Below are 15,097 nucleotides of genomic sequence, written 5' to 3' on the forward strand. Positions count from 1 at the left end.
GACTCTTCACTGTGCCGGGGCTGTCACCTAGCGCGCATGACGGTGTGGCTTGTTCCAAGCCCATGCGCGCTAGGTGACGCCCCGGCGTCGAGTGGAGCCGTCCAGTCTACAAGGCTCTTCGATGAGAACCCCGTCGCTCGCTTCCCCTGTCTAGCCGTTCCGGCGTTGCGCCACCATGAGCGACGCCCCCTCCAGCCGCGATGCGGTGTTGGCGCGTATCCGCGCCGGCAGCAAAGATTCCGTGGTCCTTGAAGAAATGCGCCGACTGGGCTTCTGGCCGGTCGATCAGGCTTCGCCCGAAGAAGGTCGGGCCGCCGAACTGATCGGGCGTGAAACCGAGTTGATCCAGGAGCTCTATACCCTCCAGCGCGAACTGTCCCGCGTCGAAGACCCCGAGGCCGCCCTGAAAGCCATGCGGCGTGAACGGATGGACGCGGCACTGGCCCGGCGCGAGGAAACCCGCCGCCAGCATGCCCGGCAGCGCTATGAACGGGCACTGGCCTGGCAGGAGCGGCGCGGGCGCGAGATGCTCTATCTGGGCGCCGGTGTCTCCAGTGCGCTCAACGATCAGCGCAGCGACCCGGTGCGACTGGCCCGCAACGGCCTGCCCGATTTCGATTCCCCGCTGACGCTGGCCGGCGCCATGGGCCTCACCCTGGCCGAATTGCGCTTTTTGGCCTATCACCGCGCCGTGTCGCGCATCAGTCACTACCGACGCTTCGGCATCCCGAAAAAGACCGGTGGCGTGCGTCTGATCTCGGCGCCCATGCCCCGGCTCAAGCGTGTCCAGTACTGGGTGCTCGACCGGCTGCTGGCAAGCCAGGCGGTCCACGATGCTGCCCACGGCTTTGTGCCGGGCCGCTCCATCGTCGGTAACGCCATCCCACACGTCGGTCGGGCGGTGGTGGTCAATTTCGACCTCAAGGATTTCTTCCCCTCGATCGAATACCCGCGCGTGCGCGGTCTATTCCAGTCACTGGGCTATTCGCGGCAGATCGCCACGCTGCTTGGTCTGCTCTGCACCGAGACGCCCTGCGACGAAGTCGAACTCGACGGTATCCGCTACCACGTCCAGACCGGCCCGCGTTGCCTGCCGCAAGGGGCGCCGACCAGTCCTGCGCTGACCAATCTGCTCTGCCGCCGGCTTGATCGCCGACTGAGTGCCCTGGCGACCCGGCTGGGTTTTCGCTACACCCGCTATGCCGACGATATGACCTTTTCGGCCGACCAGGAAGCCGCCGCGCAACTGAGCCGGCTGTTGTGGCAGGTCAGGCGCATCGTGGCGGAAGAAGGGTTTGTGCTTCATCCGGACAAGCAGCGCATCATGCGTGCCGCGGCACGGCAGGAAGTGACGGGCATCGTGGTCAACCGTAAACCGTCGATCTGCCGTGAAACGCTGCGGCGTTTCCGCGCCACGCTCCATCAGGTGGAAAAGGACGGCCCGGTCGGCAAGCACTGGCAGGGCAGTGCCGATGTGATTGCAGCGTTAGAAGGCTATGCCCGCTTTATCCGGATGGTCGACCCGGCCAAGGGCCAGCCGCTGTGTGAACGTACCGCTGCGCTGCGGGCGCGTTATGCCACGGCCCCGACCACGACCGGCAGCCGATACCGCCAATTGTTCCGCGAGGCCAGCGCTGCCGGTCGACAGCCGCCAGGCCAGGTCTGGCGGCCGGCGGAGACCGCCGCGCCGCAACAGGAGAAGACCGCTCAGCAGCTCAAGGAAGAAAAGATCGCCGCCCGAACTGCGGCCCAAGCTGACCCGTCCGCTACGCCGACTGCCTCGCCGGCGCAATCCGAGGCCGATTCGGCCTCGGAAGCCGAGACCGTGCTGCTCGAAGAGACCGAGCCGCCTCTGCACGAGGTGGCGGAAATCTCGACCGGCCATTATCTGGTCATCGCCTTGCAGTTTGTGCTGATGGTGGTGCTGGGACTGTTGAGCAGAAACCTGTTTCTGCCGATCGGGGCGCTGATTCTGCTGTCGTGGTCGCTGCGGCGGCGGCGGGCCAGCTGGATCGGCTTTGCGCTGATGTTTCTGCTGTGCCGCTGGCTGTGGACCTTGGCTTGAGCGGGCCGGGCAATAAGGGCAGGGGCAGGGTGCCTATCCGTCGAGGCTCGACCCGTCGGGGTTCAGTGAAGCCGTTCGGCCAGGATGCGAAAGCCGGCCAGCAGACGCAGGGTGTCGGTAAAGCAACCCTCCTCGTCGCAGCCGGCGCGGCATTCGCGCCAGCGTTGGGCCAGACGGTCGTCGAGATGGCGCTTCCAGTCGAAATCCGGGTCGCGGAATACGCTGGCGATCCCATGTTCCTGTAGCGCGGCCTTGATCTGCGGGCAGATCACCAGATCGAAATACAGACGGCGAAATACCCCGTCGGAGATATCGTGATGGCTGACCAGCGTGGCCAGACGGGCCCGGAACAGTTCGGGAAAGCCCTCGGGCATCGGGGTGGGGAGGGCATGTGTGGCAGAGGTGCCTTGTTCGGTATTCATGACTGCGATCTCCTGTCTGATCACAAGACAGACAATGCAGAGAACATGCCACGGGCCTGGAAGTGCCTTGGTAATTCTGCGGGCACCATGGAGATTGGATGAGGTTGTTTTTGGAAAATTTTCTGAAAAACGTATGCCAGATCTGGTGCTGGAAATGTCTATTTTAGAATAAAATCTGCGAAGCCTATTAAGGGCAAGCTCGGCAAAGACTATTCACATCAGTTTGCCGCCAGACGGTCGAATAACGCCGCTTCTGAAAGTGTCCAGCAGATTACCGACTGATGAAATCCTGCTCGCCACGCCGTCCGCCTGAGCGGTTAACCGGCTCAAGAAGCGGAAACATGGCGGAGACGGCTTTTGCCGCTCCGCCGTGTAAAGCCTGCTGCGACAGCGGCTATTTACTGCATGGTTGACTGTAAAGCGAACAGGTCTACAGGCTGGGGAAGGCTTCGCCCTGCCAGTATTGCGGCGGCAGACGGCTGCCATCGGGGCGGACGTCTATGCTGTGGTAGGGCAGCACCGCCAGATTGAGCTGCCGGCGCAAGGTGGCCAGATCGACCAGCTTATAGCCGCGCTCGCGCCAGCCACTCAGCATCCGGTCGAACTGGGCCAGATAGCGGCCGCCATCGACGGCTGCGTCGCCGTTATAGACATGGCCGTGTGGCTCGGGACTGGCACTCAGATGGATCAGCCGTTCAGCCGCCGCATCGGGCTGGGCGCCGCTCTGGAGCAGTTCGAGCAGCGAGGGCAGGGTGACCGGCAGTTGCGGGCAGCGCACCGGTTCGCCATCGACCACCGGCCAGAACGGATGGCGACCCCGACAGTGGCTGGCATACGACAGTCCATAACGCTGATCGAGCCGGAACAGGCTGCGGCCGGCCCGGCAATCGGGGGCGGCGTGGGCGGCCGGCGCGGCGCCGAACAGCTGGGCAAAGCGACGGCGGGCGGTGTCGTACTCGCTGGCGATCCGGGATTGATCGGCCTGGCCGATGTCGCGCAGCCAGCGATAGCGGTCCCAGCCTTGCAGAATCATTTCGAAACCGGCGTTGTGGGCGGCCCGCAGTACCTCAAAGCCGCGCACGCCGATCTCGGGCGCGGGCAGCCAATTGCCCCAGCCTCGGCTAGCAAAACCCTGTAGACCGAAACGGCCGGCCGGATCGCGTCCCGTCAGCCAGGCACGGCCGCTTCGATCCTGGCCCAGCGACAGGGAAAACGTCGCGCCGCAACCATGGCGTTGCAGCACCTCGACCAGCCGAGGCAGCCCGTCGCGGGTGGCGAGACAGCTTCCGACATCGATTTTCAACGCAAGTAACATGGGGTTTTCCGGAACACAGAAGTGGTGGGCGGCAAACCCGTGATTTTCCCGTGCCACGACGCGAATCACAAGCGTTGTGGCCCATTTTCGAGGAGTTCGTATGGCTGTACATGAAATCAGGCATCCCCTGGTCCGCCACAAGATCGGTCTGTTGCGTGAAGCGGGCATCAGCACCGCCAAATTCCGCCAGCTCACCGCCGAGCTGGGACGCCTGCTGGCCTATGAGGCTTGCCAGGATCTGCCGCTGGAAAACGTCACCATCGACTGCTGGAGCGGTCCGGTGGAAATCCAGCAGATCAAGGGCAAGAAGATCAGCATCGTACCGATTCTGCGCGCCGGCCTTGGCATGATGGACGGGGTGCTCGATCTGATCCCGAGCGCACGGATCAGTGTAGTGGGGCTGTCGCGCAACGAAGAGACGCTGCAACCTGAGCCGTATTTCGAGAAATTCGTCGGTCAGCTCGATGAGCGTCAGGCGCTGATCGTCGATCCGATGCTGGCCACCGGCGGCTCGATGATTGCCACGGTCGATATGCTCAAGCGCGCCGGCTGCCGCTCGATCAAGGCGCTGACCCTGGTCTGCGCGCCCGAGGGCATCGCGGCCTTGCAGGCGGTCCATCCCGAGGTGGATATCTACACCGCCGCCATCGACAGCCATCTCAATGAACACGGCTATATCATCCCGGGTCTTGGCGACGCGGGTGACAAGCTGTTCGGCACCAAGCACGGTTGAACCACGGACGCCGACGCATACAGCCGGCGCCATTGAGGAGGAGAGCTTTCGCGATGCATCCCACCACTCCGCTTGTGATGATCCATGGCCTGTTGGGCTCGATCAGCTATTTTTCGCCGGCCGCCCGTCTGCCCGAGCTGGCTGTCTATACGCCCGACCTGCTCGGTTACGGCCGGCACAGCGGCTGTAGCGAGGTGCTGACCTTGCAGCGGCAGGCCCACCATGTGGCGAGCTATATCCGCACTCAGGTCGGCCGTCCGTGCCATCTGCTGGGTCATAGCGTGGGCGGCGCCGTGGCCATGCTGCTGGCCTGGCTCGAACCCGGACTGGTGCAGAGCGTGATCAGCGTCGAAGGCAATCTCACCCTCAACGACGCCTTCTGGTGTCGTCGCATTGCGCCGCTGGAAGAGTCGGAATGGGCCGCCGAATATCGCGAGATGCAGGCCCATCCCGAAAACTGGCTGATCGATGCCGAGATCGATCCCAATCCGCAACGGATCGGCTGGGCCCGCCGGATTCTCGACAACCAGCCGGCCAGCACGGTCCAGGCCATGGCGCGCGCGGTGGTCAGCGAGACGGTCGATCTGCTCGATCCGGTCAAGGCCCTGGTCGACCGTGGCCTGCCGATCCGCCTGCTGGCCGGCGAGAAATCGGCCGTCGGCTGGGATGTGCCGCCATGGCTGCGCGAGGCCGCCAGCGCCGATATGGTGCTGCCCGGGGTGGGACATATGATGATGCTGGAGCAGCCCGATCGCTTCTGCGCCACAGTGGAGGCGATGCTGGGCGACCGTTGAGTCGGCTCGGCAGTCTGCCTGTGGACGGGCTGAAAATCGTGCTGCTTTGGGGGCGTCCGCGATCGTTTGATCAGGCAGTTCAGATCCAACCCGGACGCTGGCGCATTTCCAGCCGATTCGGTGTCAGCGTGGGCGGACCTCAAAGCGCAGCCGTACGGCGCTCCACCGGGCTTGGCAGCGACGCCGATTCAACTGCCTATGCGCTGACCTGGCTGGGCGTGATGGGACGAAAAAAGCGGAAGTACGAGGCTTCCGCTTTCTTCATCTCTCAGTGTCCGAGGCTGAATGACCATGTGGACCTAATAATTTCATTTATTAATAAAACCGGCTACGTATCTAGAAAATGGTTTGCCGGATAGTTTCTATTGTCCCCGGGTCGAGGCTGGCTGCGCCTCCACCCATCCCCGTCTCACTCGCGTGCCATCAACTCCCGCAGTACATAGGGTAGGATGCCGCCGTGGCGGTAGTAGTCGACCTCGATCGGGGTGTCGATGCGGCACAGCAGGGTGACCGAAGTCTGGCTGCCGTCGGCACGATGGATCAGCAGGCCCAGCTCCTGTTGCGGCCGCAGATCGTCGCCCACGCCAACGATATCGAAGGTTTCGTTGCCGACCAGTTTGAGGCTGTCCACGCTTTCACCGGGCTTGAACTGCAAGGGCAGCACCCCCATGCCGACCAGATTGGAGCGGTGGATACGCTCGAACGAGCGGGCCACCACGGCCTTGATCCCGAGCAGTTGAGTGCCCTTGGCCGCCCAGTCGCGGCTCGAACCGGTCCCGTATTCCTCGCCGGCGAACACGATGGTCGGGGTGCCACGGCGCAGGTATTCCATTGCCGCTTCGTAGACCGTGGTCTGCCGGCCGTCGAGCAGGGTAAAGCCACCTTCGATGCGGCTGCCGTCTTCCTTGGGCGGCAGCATCAGGTTCTTCACCCGCACATTGGCGAAGGTGCCACGGATCATCACCTCATGATTGCCGCGCCGCGAGCCGTAGCTGTTGAAGTCGGGCTTCTGCACGCCTTTGGACAGCAGATAAAGCCCGGCCGGCGTGGTCTCCTTGAACGAGCCGGCCGGCGAGATATGGTCGGTGGTGACCGAATCGCCCAGGATCAGCAATGCGCGTGCATGCTGGATCGGGTTGACGGGCTTGGGCTGCATCGAGAAGCCGTCGAAGAACGGCGGGCGGGCGATATAGGTCGATTCGGGCCAGGTATAGACCTGACCTTCGGGCGCCGGGATGGCGTTCCACAGATCGTGTTCGCTGGTGAAGTCGCCATAGAGGCGGCGGAAGGTCTCGGGATCGAGCGCGTATTTCATCCCGGCGGCCACTTCCTCGGAAGTCGGCCAGATATCGCGCAGATAGACCGGCTGGCCATCCTGGTCGTGGCCAAGCGGCTCGGTATCGAGATCGATATTGACCCGACCGGCCAGTGCAAACGCCACCACCAGTGGCGGCGAGGCCAGATAGTTGGCGCGGATATTGGGGTGGATACGGGCCTCGAAGTTGCGGTTGCCGCTGAGCACGGCTGCCGCCACCACATCATGCTGAACGATGGCCTCGTTGAGTTCGGGCGCCAGGTCGCCGGCGTTGCCGATACAGGTGGTGCAGCCAAAGGCGGCGACGTTGAAGCCCAGCTGGTCGAGATAGGGTTGCAAGCCTGAGCGCATCAGATAGTCGGCCACCACGCGCGAACCGGGGCCGAGCGAGGTCTTGATATGCGGTTTGACCTTGAGGCCCTTTTCCACCGCTTTCTTGGCCAGGACCCCGGCTGCCAGCATCACGCCCGGATTCGAGGTATTGGTGCACGAGGTGATCGCGGCAATCAGCACATCGCCATGACCCAGATCGACTCCGCTCAGATGGGTGTGATGGCGCTGGGTCAGTTGCTCGGCCGGTTTGTTGAAGCCATTCTCGGCGACCGGCTTGCTGAAGCCGGCCTCGAAGGCTTCCTTCATCCGGTTGAGCTCGATCCGGTCCTGCGGCCGTTTCGGACCGGCCAGGCTTGGCACGATGCTGTCCAGATCGAGCACCAGGGTCTTGCTGTAGGCGATATCGCCGGCGGCAGGCATGCCGAACAGGCCCTGGACTTTGAAGTAGTGCTCGAACGCCTCGATTTCGGCTTCGCTGCGGCCGGTGCCGCGCATATAGTCGACCGTGCGGTCGTCCACCGGGAAGAAGCCCATGGTGGCGCCATATTCGGGCGCCATATTGGCAATCGTGGCGCGGTCGACCACCGACAGGCTGGCGCTGCCCTGGCCGAAGAATTCGACGAACTTGCCCACCACTTTCTCTTTGCGCAGCATCTGGGTGACAGCGAGCACCAGATCGGTGGCGGTAATCCCTTCGCGCAGCCGGCCCCGCAATTCGACCCCGACCACATCGGGCGTAAGGAAATAGACCGGCTGACCCAGCATGCCCGCTTCGGCTTCGATCCCTCCGACGCCCCAGCCGACCACGCCCACCCCATTGATCATGGTGGTATGGCTGTCGGTCCCGACCAGCGTGTCGGGGAAGGCCAGGTCGCCGCGAATCTGTACGCCACGGAACAGATATTCCAGATTGACCTGATGGACGATACCGATGCCGGGTGGCACCACCTTGAAGGTGTCGAAGGCCTGCATGCCCCATTTCATGAACTGGTAGCGCTCGCCGTTACGCTGGAATTCGAGTTCCATATTGCGACGCAGGGCATCCTGGCTGCCGTAGAAATCGACCTGGACCGAGTGGTCCACCACCAGATCGACCGGCACCAGCGGCTCGATGGTCTTGGGATTCTTGTTGAGATCACGCGCCACATTGCGCATGGCAGCCAGGTCGGCCAGCAGCGGGACGCCGGTGAAATCCTGGAGGACCACCCGGGCCACCACAAAGGGAATCTCGTCGGTACGCGCGGCCTCGGGTTGCCAATTGGCCAACTGGCGTACATGGGCCTCCGTCACTTTCTTGCCGTCGCAATTGCGCAGTACCGCTTCCAGCACGATACGGATCGACACCGGCAGCTTCGACACCGGGCCGATACCCGCGGCTTCGAGTGCCGGCAGGCTGTAGTATTTCAGGCTGCGGCCCGAGGGCAGTGACAAGGTTTGCAAGGTCTGTTCTAGGTGCGACATAAGCGGACTCCTTCGGGTAGGACGTGTGTCGTGTGATTGTTGTGATGCACGGCAGATGCAGGGGCCGACCAGTGGATATGACGGTGTTGCGGTGCAGCGGTTCTTTGTCCCTTATCTTCGACCATGGGGCGAGGGATGCAAGCAGCAAGCCTTAGACCGGCCGTTCGAGCGCGGCCGCCCGTTGTTCCAGCCATTGGCAGAAGGCCATCGCCGCGCTGTCGGCCAATACGGTGCGCGGCACGATCCAGCAATAACCACGCACGCTGACCAGCGGTCCGGCAAGTGGCGCCACCAGCAGACCGGCGTCGAGCTTGGGCCGCAGCATGGGCAAGGGGCCCAGTGTGACGCCAAGTCCATCGATCGCCGCTTGCAGGGCCAGATAGAAATGATCGAACTGCTGGCTGGCGGCCGGCTTGAGGTCGGGGACGCCGGCGAGCGTCAGCCAGCGCTGCCAGGCAGTCGGCCTGGTGTCGGCGTAGAGCAGGGTGTGGCGGGCCAGGTCGGCCGGCGAATCGATCGGCAGCCGCCCCAGCAGCGCCGGGCTGCACAGCGGCAGTTCCGATTCGGCCAGAAACGGCTTGCCCACATGGCCGGGCCAGTCGGCCGGACCGCGGCGGATCGCCACATCGAACGGGGCGTCGAGCCGGCTGATGTCGCGGTCTGACGTGGTCAGCCGCAGCTCCACATCGGGCCGCTGCTGGCGGAAATCGTCGAGCTGCGGCAGCAGCCAGTGCATGGCGAGCGTCGGGGTCGAATTGACCACCAGACGGCGCCGTTGGTCAGGTTGCATGATCTGGGCCGTGGCATTGGCGATGATATCTAGACCATCCTGCACTTGAACCAGATAGCGCCAGCCCACCTCGGTCAGCCGTACCCGACCGCCGCTGCGCTCGAACAGTCGTACACCGAGCCAGGCTTCGAGCTGTTTTATCTGTTTGCTCACAGCGCCATGGGTGACGAACAGCTCGTCGGCTGCCGCCGAAAAGCTCTGTAGACGTGCCGCCGCTTCAAAGGCACGCAGCGAGTTCAGGGGAGGAAGGGGGCCACTCATGGTGTGAGTTTACCTCACAGTCTGTGTGGCAAATACTCGTTTGTATCTTGTAACCGTTACAAGTACGCTTCGGCCACTTTTAAAAATGGCGTCGGCGACCGGGAATGCGTTTCCCGCAGCGTCGACCCAAGCGCGGGCTTTGCCCGTCCCGATGATTATCCCGTATCCGCAAGCAAAGGTTATCGCCATGCTAGAAGCCTACCGCCAGCACGTCGCCGAACGCGCCGCCCTCGGCATTCCGCCGCTTCCGCTCAACGCCCAGCAGGTCGCCGATCTGGTCGAGCTGCTGAAGACCCCGCCTGCTGGCGAAGAAGCCTTCCTGGTTGAACTGATCACCCACCGCGTGCCGCCGGGCGTTGACGATGCCGCCAAGGTCAAGGCGTCCTTCCTGGCTGCCCTGGCAGAGCGCAGCGTCACCAGCCCGCTGCTGTCGCGCGCCCAGGCCACCGAGCTGCTCGGCACCATGGTGGGCGGCTACAACGTCAAGCCGCTGATCGACCTGCTCGACGACGCCGAAGTCGGCCAGATCGCCGCCGCTGGCCTGAAGAAGACCCTGCTGGTGTTTGATTACTTCCACGATATCCAGGTCAAGGCCGAGGCCGGCAACGCCAATGCCCAGGCCGTGCTCAAGTCCTGGGCCGATGCCGAGTGGTTCACCAGCCGCCCCGAAGTCCCCAAGCAGATCACCGTCACCGTGTTCAAGGTTGGCGGCGAAACCAATACCGACGACCTGTCACCCGCTCCCGATGCCTGGAGCCGCCCCGATATTCCGCTCCATGCGCTGGCGATGCTGAAGAACCCGCGCGAAGGCATCGTGCCCGACGATTCGGGCAAGGTCGGTCCGCTCAAGCTGATCGATGAACTGAAGAAGAAGGGCCATCTGGTCGCCTACGTCGGCGATGTGGTCGGCACCGGCTCGAGCCGCAAGTCGGCCACCAACTCGGTGATCTGGCATACCGGCGAGGACATCCCCTTCGTGCCCAACAAGCGCTTTGGCGGTGTCTGTCTGGGCAGCAAGATTGCGCCGATCTTCTTCAATACCCAGGAAGACTCGGGCGCGCTGCCGATCGAAGTCGATGTCTCCAAGATGGAGATGGGCGATGTGGTCGATATCTTCCCCTATGAAGGCCGGGTCGAGAAAAACGGCGAGACCATCGCCCAGTTCTCGCTCAAGTCCGAGGTGCTGCTCGACGAAGTGCGCGCCGGCGGCCGGATCAACCTGATCATCGGCCGTGGCCTGACTGCCAAGGCCCGCGAAGCGTTGAAGCTGCCGGCATCGACCGAATTCCGCCTGCCCAAGTCGCCGGTCGATTCGGGCAAGGGCTTCTCGCTGGCCCAGAAGATGGTCGGCCGCGCCTGCGGTCTGCCTGAAGGCCAGGGCGTGCGTCCGGGCACCTATTGCGAGCCGCGCATGACCACCGTGGGTTCGCAGGACACCACCGGCCCGATGACCCGCGACGAACTGAAGGATCTGGCCTGCCTCGGCTTCTCGGCCGATCTGGTGATGCAGTCGTTCTGCCATACCGCCGCCTATCCGAAGCCGGTCGATGTGCGCATGCACAAGGAACTGCCGAACTTCATCTCGACCCGTGGCGGCGTGGCGCTGCGTCCGGGCGACGGCGTGATCCACAGCTGGCTCAACCGTCTGCTGATGCCCGACACCGTCGGCACCGGCGGCGATTCGCATACCCGTTTCCCGATCGGCATCTCGTTCCCGGCAGGTTCGGGACTGGTGGCCTTTGCCGCAGCGACCGGCGTGATGCCGCTCGATATGCCGGAATCGGTGCTGGTGCGCTTCAAGGGCGAAATGCAGCCGGGCGTGACCCTGCGCGACCTGGTCAACGCCATTCCGCTCTATGCGATCAAGCAAGGTCTGCTGACCGTGGCCAAGCAAGGCAAGAAGAACATCTTCTCGGGCCGCATCCTGGAAATCGAAGGTCTGCCCAACCTCAAGGTCGAGCAGGCGTTCGAACTGTCCGACGCCTCGGCCGAGCGCTCGGCTGCCGGCTGTACCGTGCATCTCGATCAAGCGCCGATCATCGAGTACATGCAGTCCAACATCACCCTGATGAAATGGATGATCGCCAACGGCTACGAAGACGCCCGCACCCTGGAGCGCCGCATCAAGTCGATGGAAGCCTGGATTGCCGATCCGAAGCTGCTGTCGCCTGACGCCGACGCCGAATACGCCGCCGTGATCGAGATCGATCTGGCCGACGTCAAGGAGCCGATCGTCGCCTGCCCGAACGATCCGGACGATGTGAAGACGCTGAGCGAAGTGGCCGGGACCAAGATCGATGAAGTGTTTATCGGTTCGTGCATGACCAACATCGGCCACTTCCGCGCCGCCGGCAAACTGCTCGAAGGCAAGGCCGATATTCCGGTGCGCCTGTGGGTGGCTCCGCCGACCAAGATGGACGCCCAGCAACTGACCGAAGAAGGCTATTACGGCATCCTCGGCCGTGCCGGCGCCCGGATGGAAATGCCCGGCTGCTCGCTCTGCATGGGTAACCAGGCCCAGGTGCGCGAAGGCGCTACCGTGATGTCTACCTCGACCCGTAACTTCCCCAACCGTCTGGGCAAGAACACCAATGTGTTCCTGGGCTCGGCCGAACTGGCGGCAATCTGCTCCAAGCTCGGCAAGATCCCGTCGTTTGAGGAGTACGCGGCCAATATCGGCATCATCAATGAGAAGGGCGCCGAGGTTTACCGCTATATGAACTTCAATGAAATCAAGGATTACCAGGACGTCGCCGACAAGGTGTCGGTCTGAGTCCAGCGCGCTAGACGCTGATCCGATTGAAACCCGCTGGAGCGATCCAGCGGGTTTTTTATTGCCGGAAGACCGATGGCGGCAGGGTAGTAATCATCCAAGACGGTGGACAGGCTGAACACCGGGCTTTTTCGGGCTGTCCGGGGTCAGGTTTGACGCGCGTCCAAACGCTCAGACTGACTTGGCGACATTGCCTTTGGGCAGCGAGAAATAAAAAGTCGCCCCTTCACCGGGTCGCCCATCGGCCCATACCCGGCCGCCATGGCGGCTGACGATCCGTTTGACGTTAGCGAGACCAATGCCGGTGCCCTGGAACTGCTGGTCGCTATGGAGACGCTGGAAGACCCCGAACAGCTTGTCGTAGTAGGCCATGTTGAAGCCGGCGCCGTGGTCGGCCACGGCGTAGATGGTTTCGATTCCGCTGTCGATGCCGCTGACTTCGATCTCGATCCGCTCGCGCTGGCCTGAATATTTGATGGCGTTGGACAGCAGATTGGTCCACACCTGGCGCAGCAAGGAGCGATCGCCAAAGGCGGGCGGTAGAGGTCTGAGCGAGAAATCCACCGGTTTGCCTTCGCACTCGCCGCGTACTTCCTCGAAAACATTGCGGACCTGCGCCGTTATATCGAATTCCACGGTGGCGAGCTTGGCGGTATTGAGATGGGAAAAGGCCAGCAGATCGTTGATCAGCTGGTTCATCCGGCTGGTGCTGTCGCGGATCACATTGAGCAGGCGCAAGCCCTCGCTGCTCAGGCTGTTGCTCTCCTTGGTCTGCAATAGCCTCGAGAAGCCGTCGATGGCACGCAGCGGCGAGCGCAGGTCGTGCGAGACCGAATAGCTGAAACTCTCCAGCTCGCGGTTGGCACTCTCGAGTTGTACCGCGCGTTGCTTGAGGCTGGCGAGCAGCCGGACCCGGGCCAGGGCGATGCTGATCTGGCTGGCGATGGTGCCGAGGATCTTCAGCTCCGCTTCCCCAAAACGCACGCCATGGGCAGGCACCACATGGATGGCACCGACGTTCAATTGATCGACGCGCAGTGAGGCACTGGCATGCGGTTCGCCGCCCAGGGTCGGGCAGGGCTTGACCCCGGGCGAGCCGGACGGCTGGCAGCCGCTGGCGCCGTGCTCGGCCACCTGCTCGGCGTTGACGCTGCCGGCGGCCTGGGTGGGCAGTGGCTCGTCGTACCAGTCTATCCAGCCACCGGCGAAAGCGGGCAGCGAGACCAGACCGGCCAATGCCCGGCGGCCGATCTCGGCGGCGGTGTCGGCGTCGAGCAGGGTGTCGACGATACGGTTGAGGCTGCGCAGCACCTGATTGGCATGGCTGATCTCACGCTGCCGCGCTTGCAGTTCCTCGTTCATGCGCAGGGTTTCCTGATAAGTGGAAACCAGCAGATCGACCATCTGCTCACGCTGGGTATTGATCAGATGGGTCTTGCCATCGAGCAGCAGCGGAATCTCCGCTTCGACCGACTGGGCCGGCCGGCGGCGGCGCAGTTCCTGATTCATCAGAATATGGTTGAGCCGCGACACCAGTATCTGTGGGTCGTAGGGCTTGCGGAGAAAATTGTCGGCGCCGCATTCGAGGCTGCGGGTCATATCGTCCCAGTTGCTCAGTGCCGTGACGATCACGACTGGAATATCACGCAGCGCCGGGTCAGCCTTGATCGCGGCGCATAGCTCATAGCCATCCATCTCGGGCATCACCACATCGGTAATGATGATATTGGGGCGCTGCCGGCTGGCTGTTTCAAGGGCGATCCGGCCATTGCCGGCCATCAGTACCGAGAAATGCTGCGATTCAAGCAGATATCTCAACTGTTCGGCCTGGGCCGGGCTGTCTTCGGCGATCAGGATGCGGACGGGGGAGCTTGGCTCCAACAGTTCCATCATGCGGCCTCCTTCCGCGCCGCTTGTCCGGGCGCGGTCATTATGCTGAGAACAAATGATCGTTTTGGGTGAAAAATTTGTTTTCTTATTTTTATGGCTCTATTGCTTGTAATGTTTTTGCTGAATATTTGAATTTTTGGCCATCAGCCTGCCAGCCGCCGCAACAGGTCGGCAATCGCTTGTGGCGGCAGAATATATTGGGCGGCATCGAGCCGGATCGCCGCGCCCGGCATGCCGAACACCGTGGCACTCGCTTCATCCTGCGCCACCGTCACGGCACCGGCCCGGCGCATGGTCAATAACTCGCCGGCGCCATCCTCGCCCATCCCGGTCAGCAGCACGCCGATGGCGTGACGACCATAGCGGTGGGCCACCGAGCGAAACAGATAATCGACCGAGGGGCAGGCACCATGCTCGGCAGGCGCGACTTCCAGGTTCAGTACGCCATATTCCCCTATCCCCAACTGCTGGCCGGCCGGCGCCAGATAGGCCCGTCCGGGCCGAAGCGGTGTGCCCTGCGTTGCTGCTTCGACCGGAAAGCCAGTTGCCTGACCAAGCCAGTTCACAAAGCTGCGATCAAGACGGGGCGCCATATGTTGCACGATCACGACAGGCGCTCGCAGCGTCGGCGGCATCTGCGCCAGGATGGTCCTGAGCACGGGCGGTCCCCCTGTCGAGGCGCCAATGGCGATCAAACGCGGCGAAGCGGTGAGGGATGGGTCCTGACGCTGGCTCATCGGGCCTCCTGGGGCCGGCTTGACCGATGCGTTGATTACTAGTTGCCGCTGAGCGGGAAATCCAGTCGAGCCAGCAATGCAAATCCGATGTCGTGGTGTTGACCGTCTGTCGTTTTTATTGGTGGGAGGTAGGGAAGAGCTTGGGGATGTGGAGATTAATAAAAAAACCAGCATACCGATTTCAAGGGAGGTAGCTGGTTTTGTTTAT

11 protein-coding genes are annotated in these 15,097 nt (G+C 62.9%); 5 read left to right on the forward strand and 6 right to left on the reverse strand.

Annotated features, from left to right (window positions below; translation table 11 throughout):
• Positions 1 to 175 precede the first annotated feature (175 nt).
• Positions 176 to 2,065 carry a reverse transcriptase family protein gene (locus ACFOW7_RS03045; RefSeq protein ID WP_378160881.1) on the forward strand — a complete coding sequence of 630 codons (1,890 nt, stop codon included), beginning with the start codon at positions 176 to 178 and terminating at the stop codon, positions 2,063 to 2,065.
• 62 nt (positions 2,066 to 2,127) lie between these two features.
• Here the strand turns inward: ACFOW7_RS03045 and ACFOW7_RS03050 are convergent, their stop codons facing one another.
• Together ACFOW7_RS03050 and ACFOW7_RS03055 are read right to left on the reverse strand one after the other, a co-directional pair.
• On the reverse strand, positions 2,128 to 2,487 hold the full coding sequence (locus ACFOW7_RS03050) for a hypothetical protein (RefSeq protein WP_378160884.1): 360 nt from the start codon (positions 2,485 to 2,487) through the stop codon (positions 2,128 to 2,130).
• A 430-nt stretch (positions 2,488 to 2,917) separates the two neighbouring features.
• Complete coding sequence (locus ACFOW7_RS03055; protein WP_378160886.1) at positions 2,918 to 3,802, reverse strand: hypothetical protein; 885 nt, start codon at positions 3,800 to 3,802, stop codon at positions 2,918 to 2,920.
• 100 nt (positions 3,803 to 3,902) lie between these two features.
• On the opposite strand from ACFOW7_RS03055, the gene upp reads away from it, so the two are divergent.
• The 3 genes from upp to ACFOW7_RS03070 are packed head-to-tail and all read left to right on the forward strand — an operon-like array spanning position 3,903 to position 5,688.
• Complete coding sequence (gene upp, locus ACFOW7_RS03060; protein ID WP_378160888.1) at positions 3,903 to 4,535, forward strand: uracil phosphoribosyltransferase; 633 nt, start codon at positions 3,903 to 3,905, stop codon at positions 4,533 to 4,535.
• A gap of 53 nt (positions 4,536 to 4,588) precedes the next feature.
• Positions 4,589 to 5,329: an alpha/beta fold hydrolase gene (locus ACFOW7_RS03065; protein ID WP_378160890.1), complete on the forward strand. Its 741-nt coding sequence runs from the start codon at positions 4,589 to 4,591 to the stop codon at positions 5,327 to 5,329.
• A 20-nt stretch (positions 5,330 to 5,349) separates the two neighbouring features.
• Entirely contained in the window at positions 5,350 to 5,688 is a 339-nt protein-coding gene (locus ACFOW7_RS03070; RefSeq protein WP_378160892.1) for a hypothetical protein, read from the forward strand.
• Positions 5,689 to 5,738: 50 nt separating this feature from the next.
• Here ACFOW7_RS03070 and acnA read toward each other — a convergent pair whose 3' ends face one another.
• A complete protein-coding gene (gene acnA, locus ACFOW7_RS03075) occupies positions 5,739 to 8,438 on the reverse strand; it encodes an aconitate hydratase AcnA (RefSeq protein WP_378160894.1) in 2,700 nt (899 codons plus the stop codon).
• A gap of 151 nt (positions 8,439 to 8,589) precedes the next feature.
• Positions 8,590 to 9,489, reverse strand: coding sequence for a transcriptional regulator GcvA (gene gcvA, locus ACFOW7_RS03080; protein ID WP_378160896.1), 900 nt, complete (start codon positions 9,487 to 9,489; stop codon positions 8,590 to 8,592).
• A 187-nt stretch (positions 9,490 to 9,676) separates the two neighbouring features.
• On the opposite strand from gcvA, the gene acnB reads away from it, so the two are divergent.
• Positions 9,677 to 12,262, forward strand: a complete 2,586-nt coding sequence (acnB, locus tag ACFOW7_RS03085; protein WP_378160898.1) for a bifunctional aconitate hydratase 2/2-methylisocitrate dehydratase — start codon at positions 9,677 to 9,679, stop codon at positions 12,260 to 12,262.
• 171 nt (positions 12,263 to 12,433) lie between these two features.
• Here acnB and ACFOW7_RS03090 read toward each other — a convergent pair whose 3' ends face one another.
• A complete protein-coding gene (locus ACFOW7_RS03090; RefSeq protein ID WP_378160900.1) occupies positions 12,434 to 14,155 on the reverse strand; it encodes a response regulator in 1,722 nt (573 codons plus the stop codon).
• 140 nt (positions 14,156 to 14,295) lie between these two features.
• A complete protein-coding gene (locus ACFOW7_RS03095) occupies positions 14,296 to 14,889 on the reverse strand; it encodes a CheB methylesterase domain-containing protein (protein WP_378160902.1) in 594 nt (197 codons plus the stop codon).
• Positions 14,890 to 15,097 lie beyond the last annotated feature (208 nt).

The sequence above is a fragment of the Chitinimonas lacunae genome (genome assembly GCF_042650885.1).
GTDB lineage: Bacteria > Pseudomonadota > Gammaproteobacteria > Burkholderiales > Chitinimonadaceae > Chitinimonas_A > Chitinimonas_A lacunae.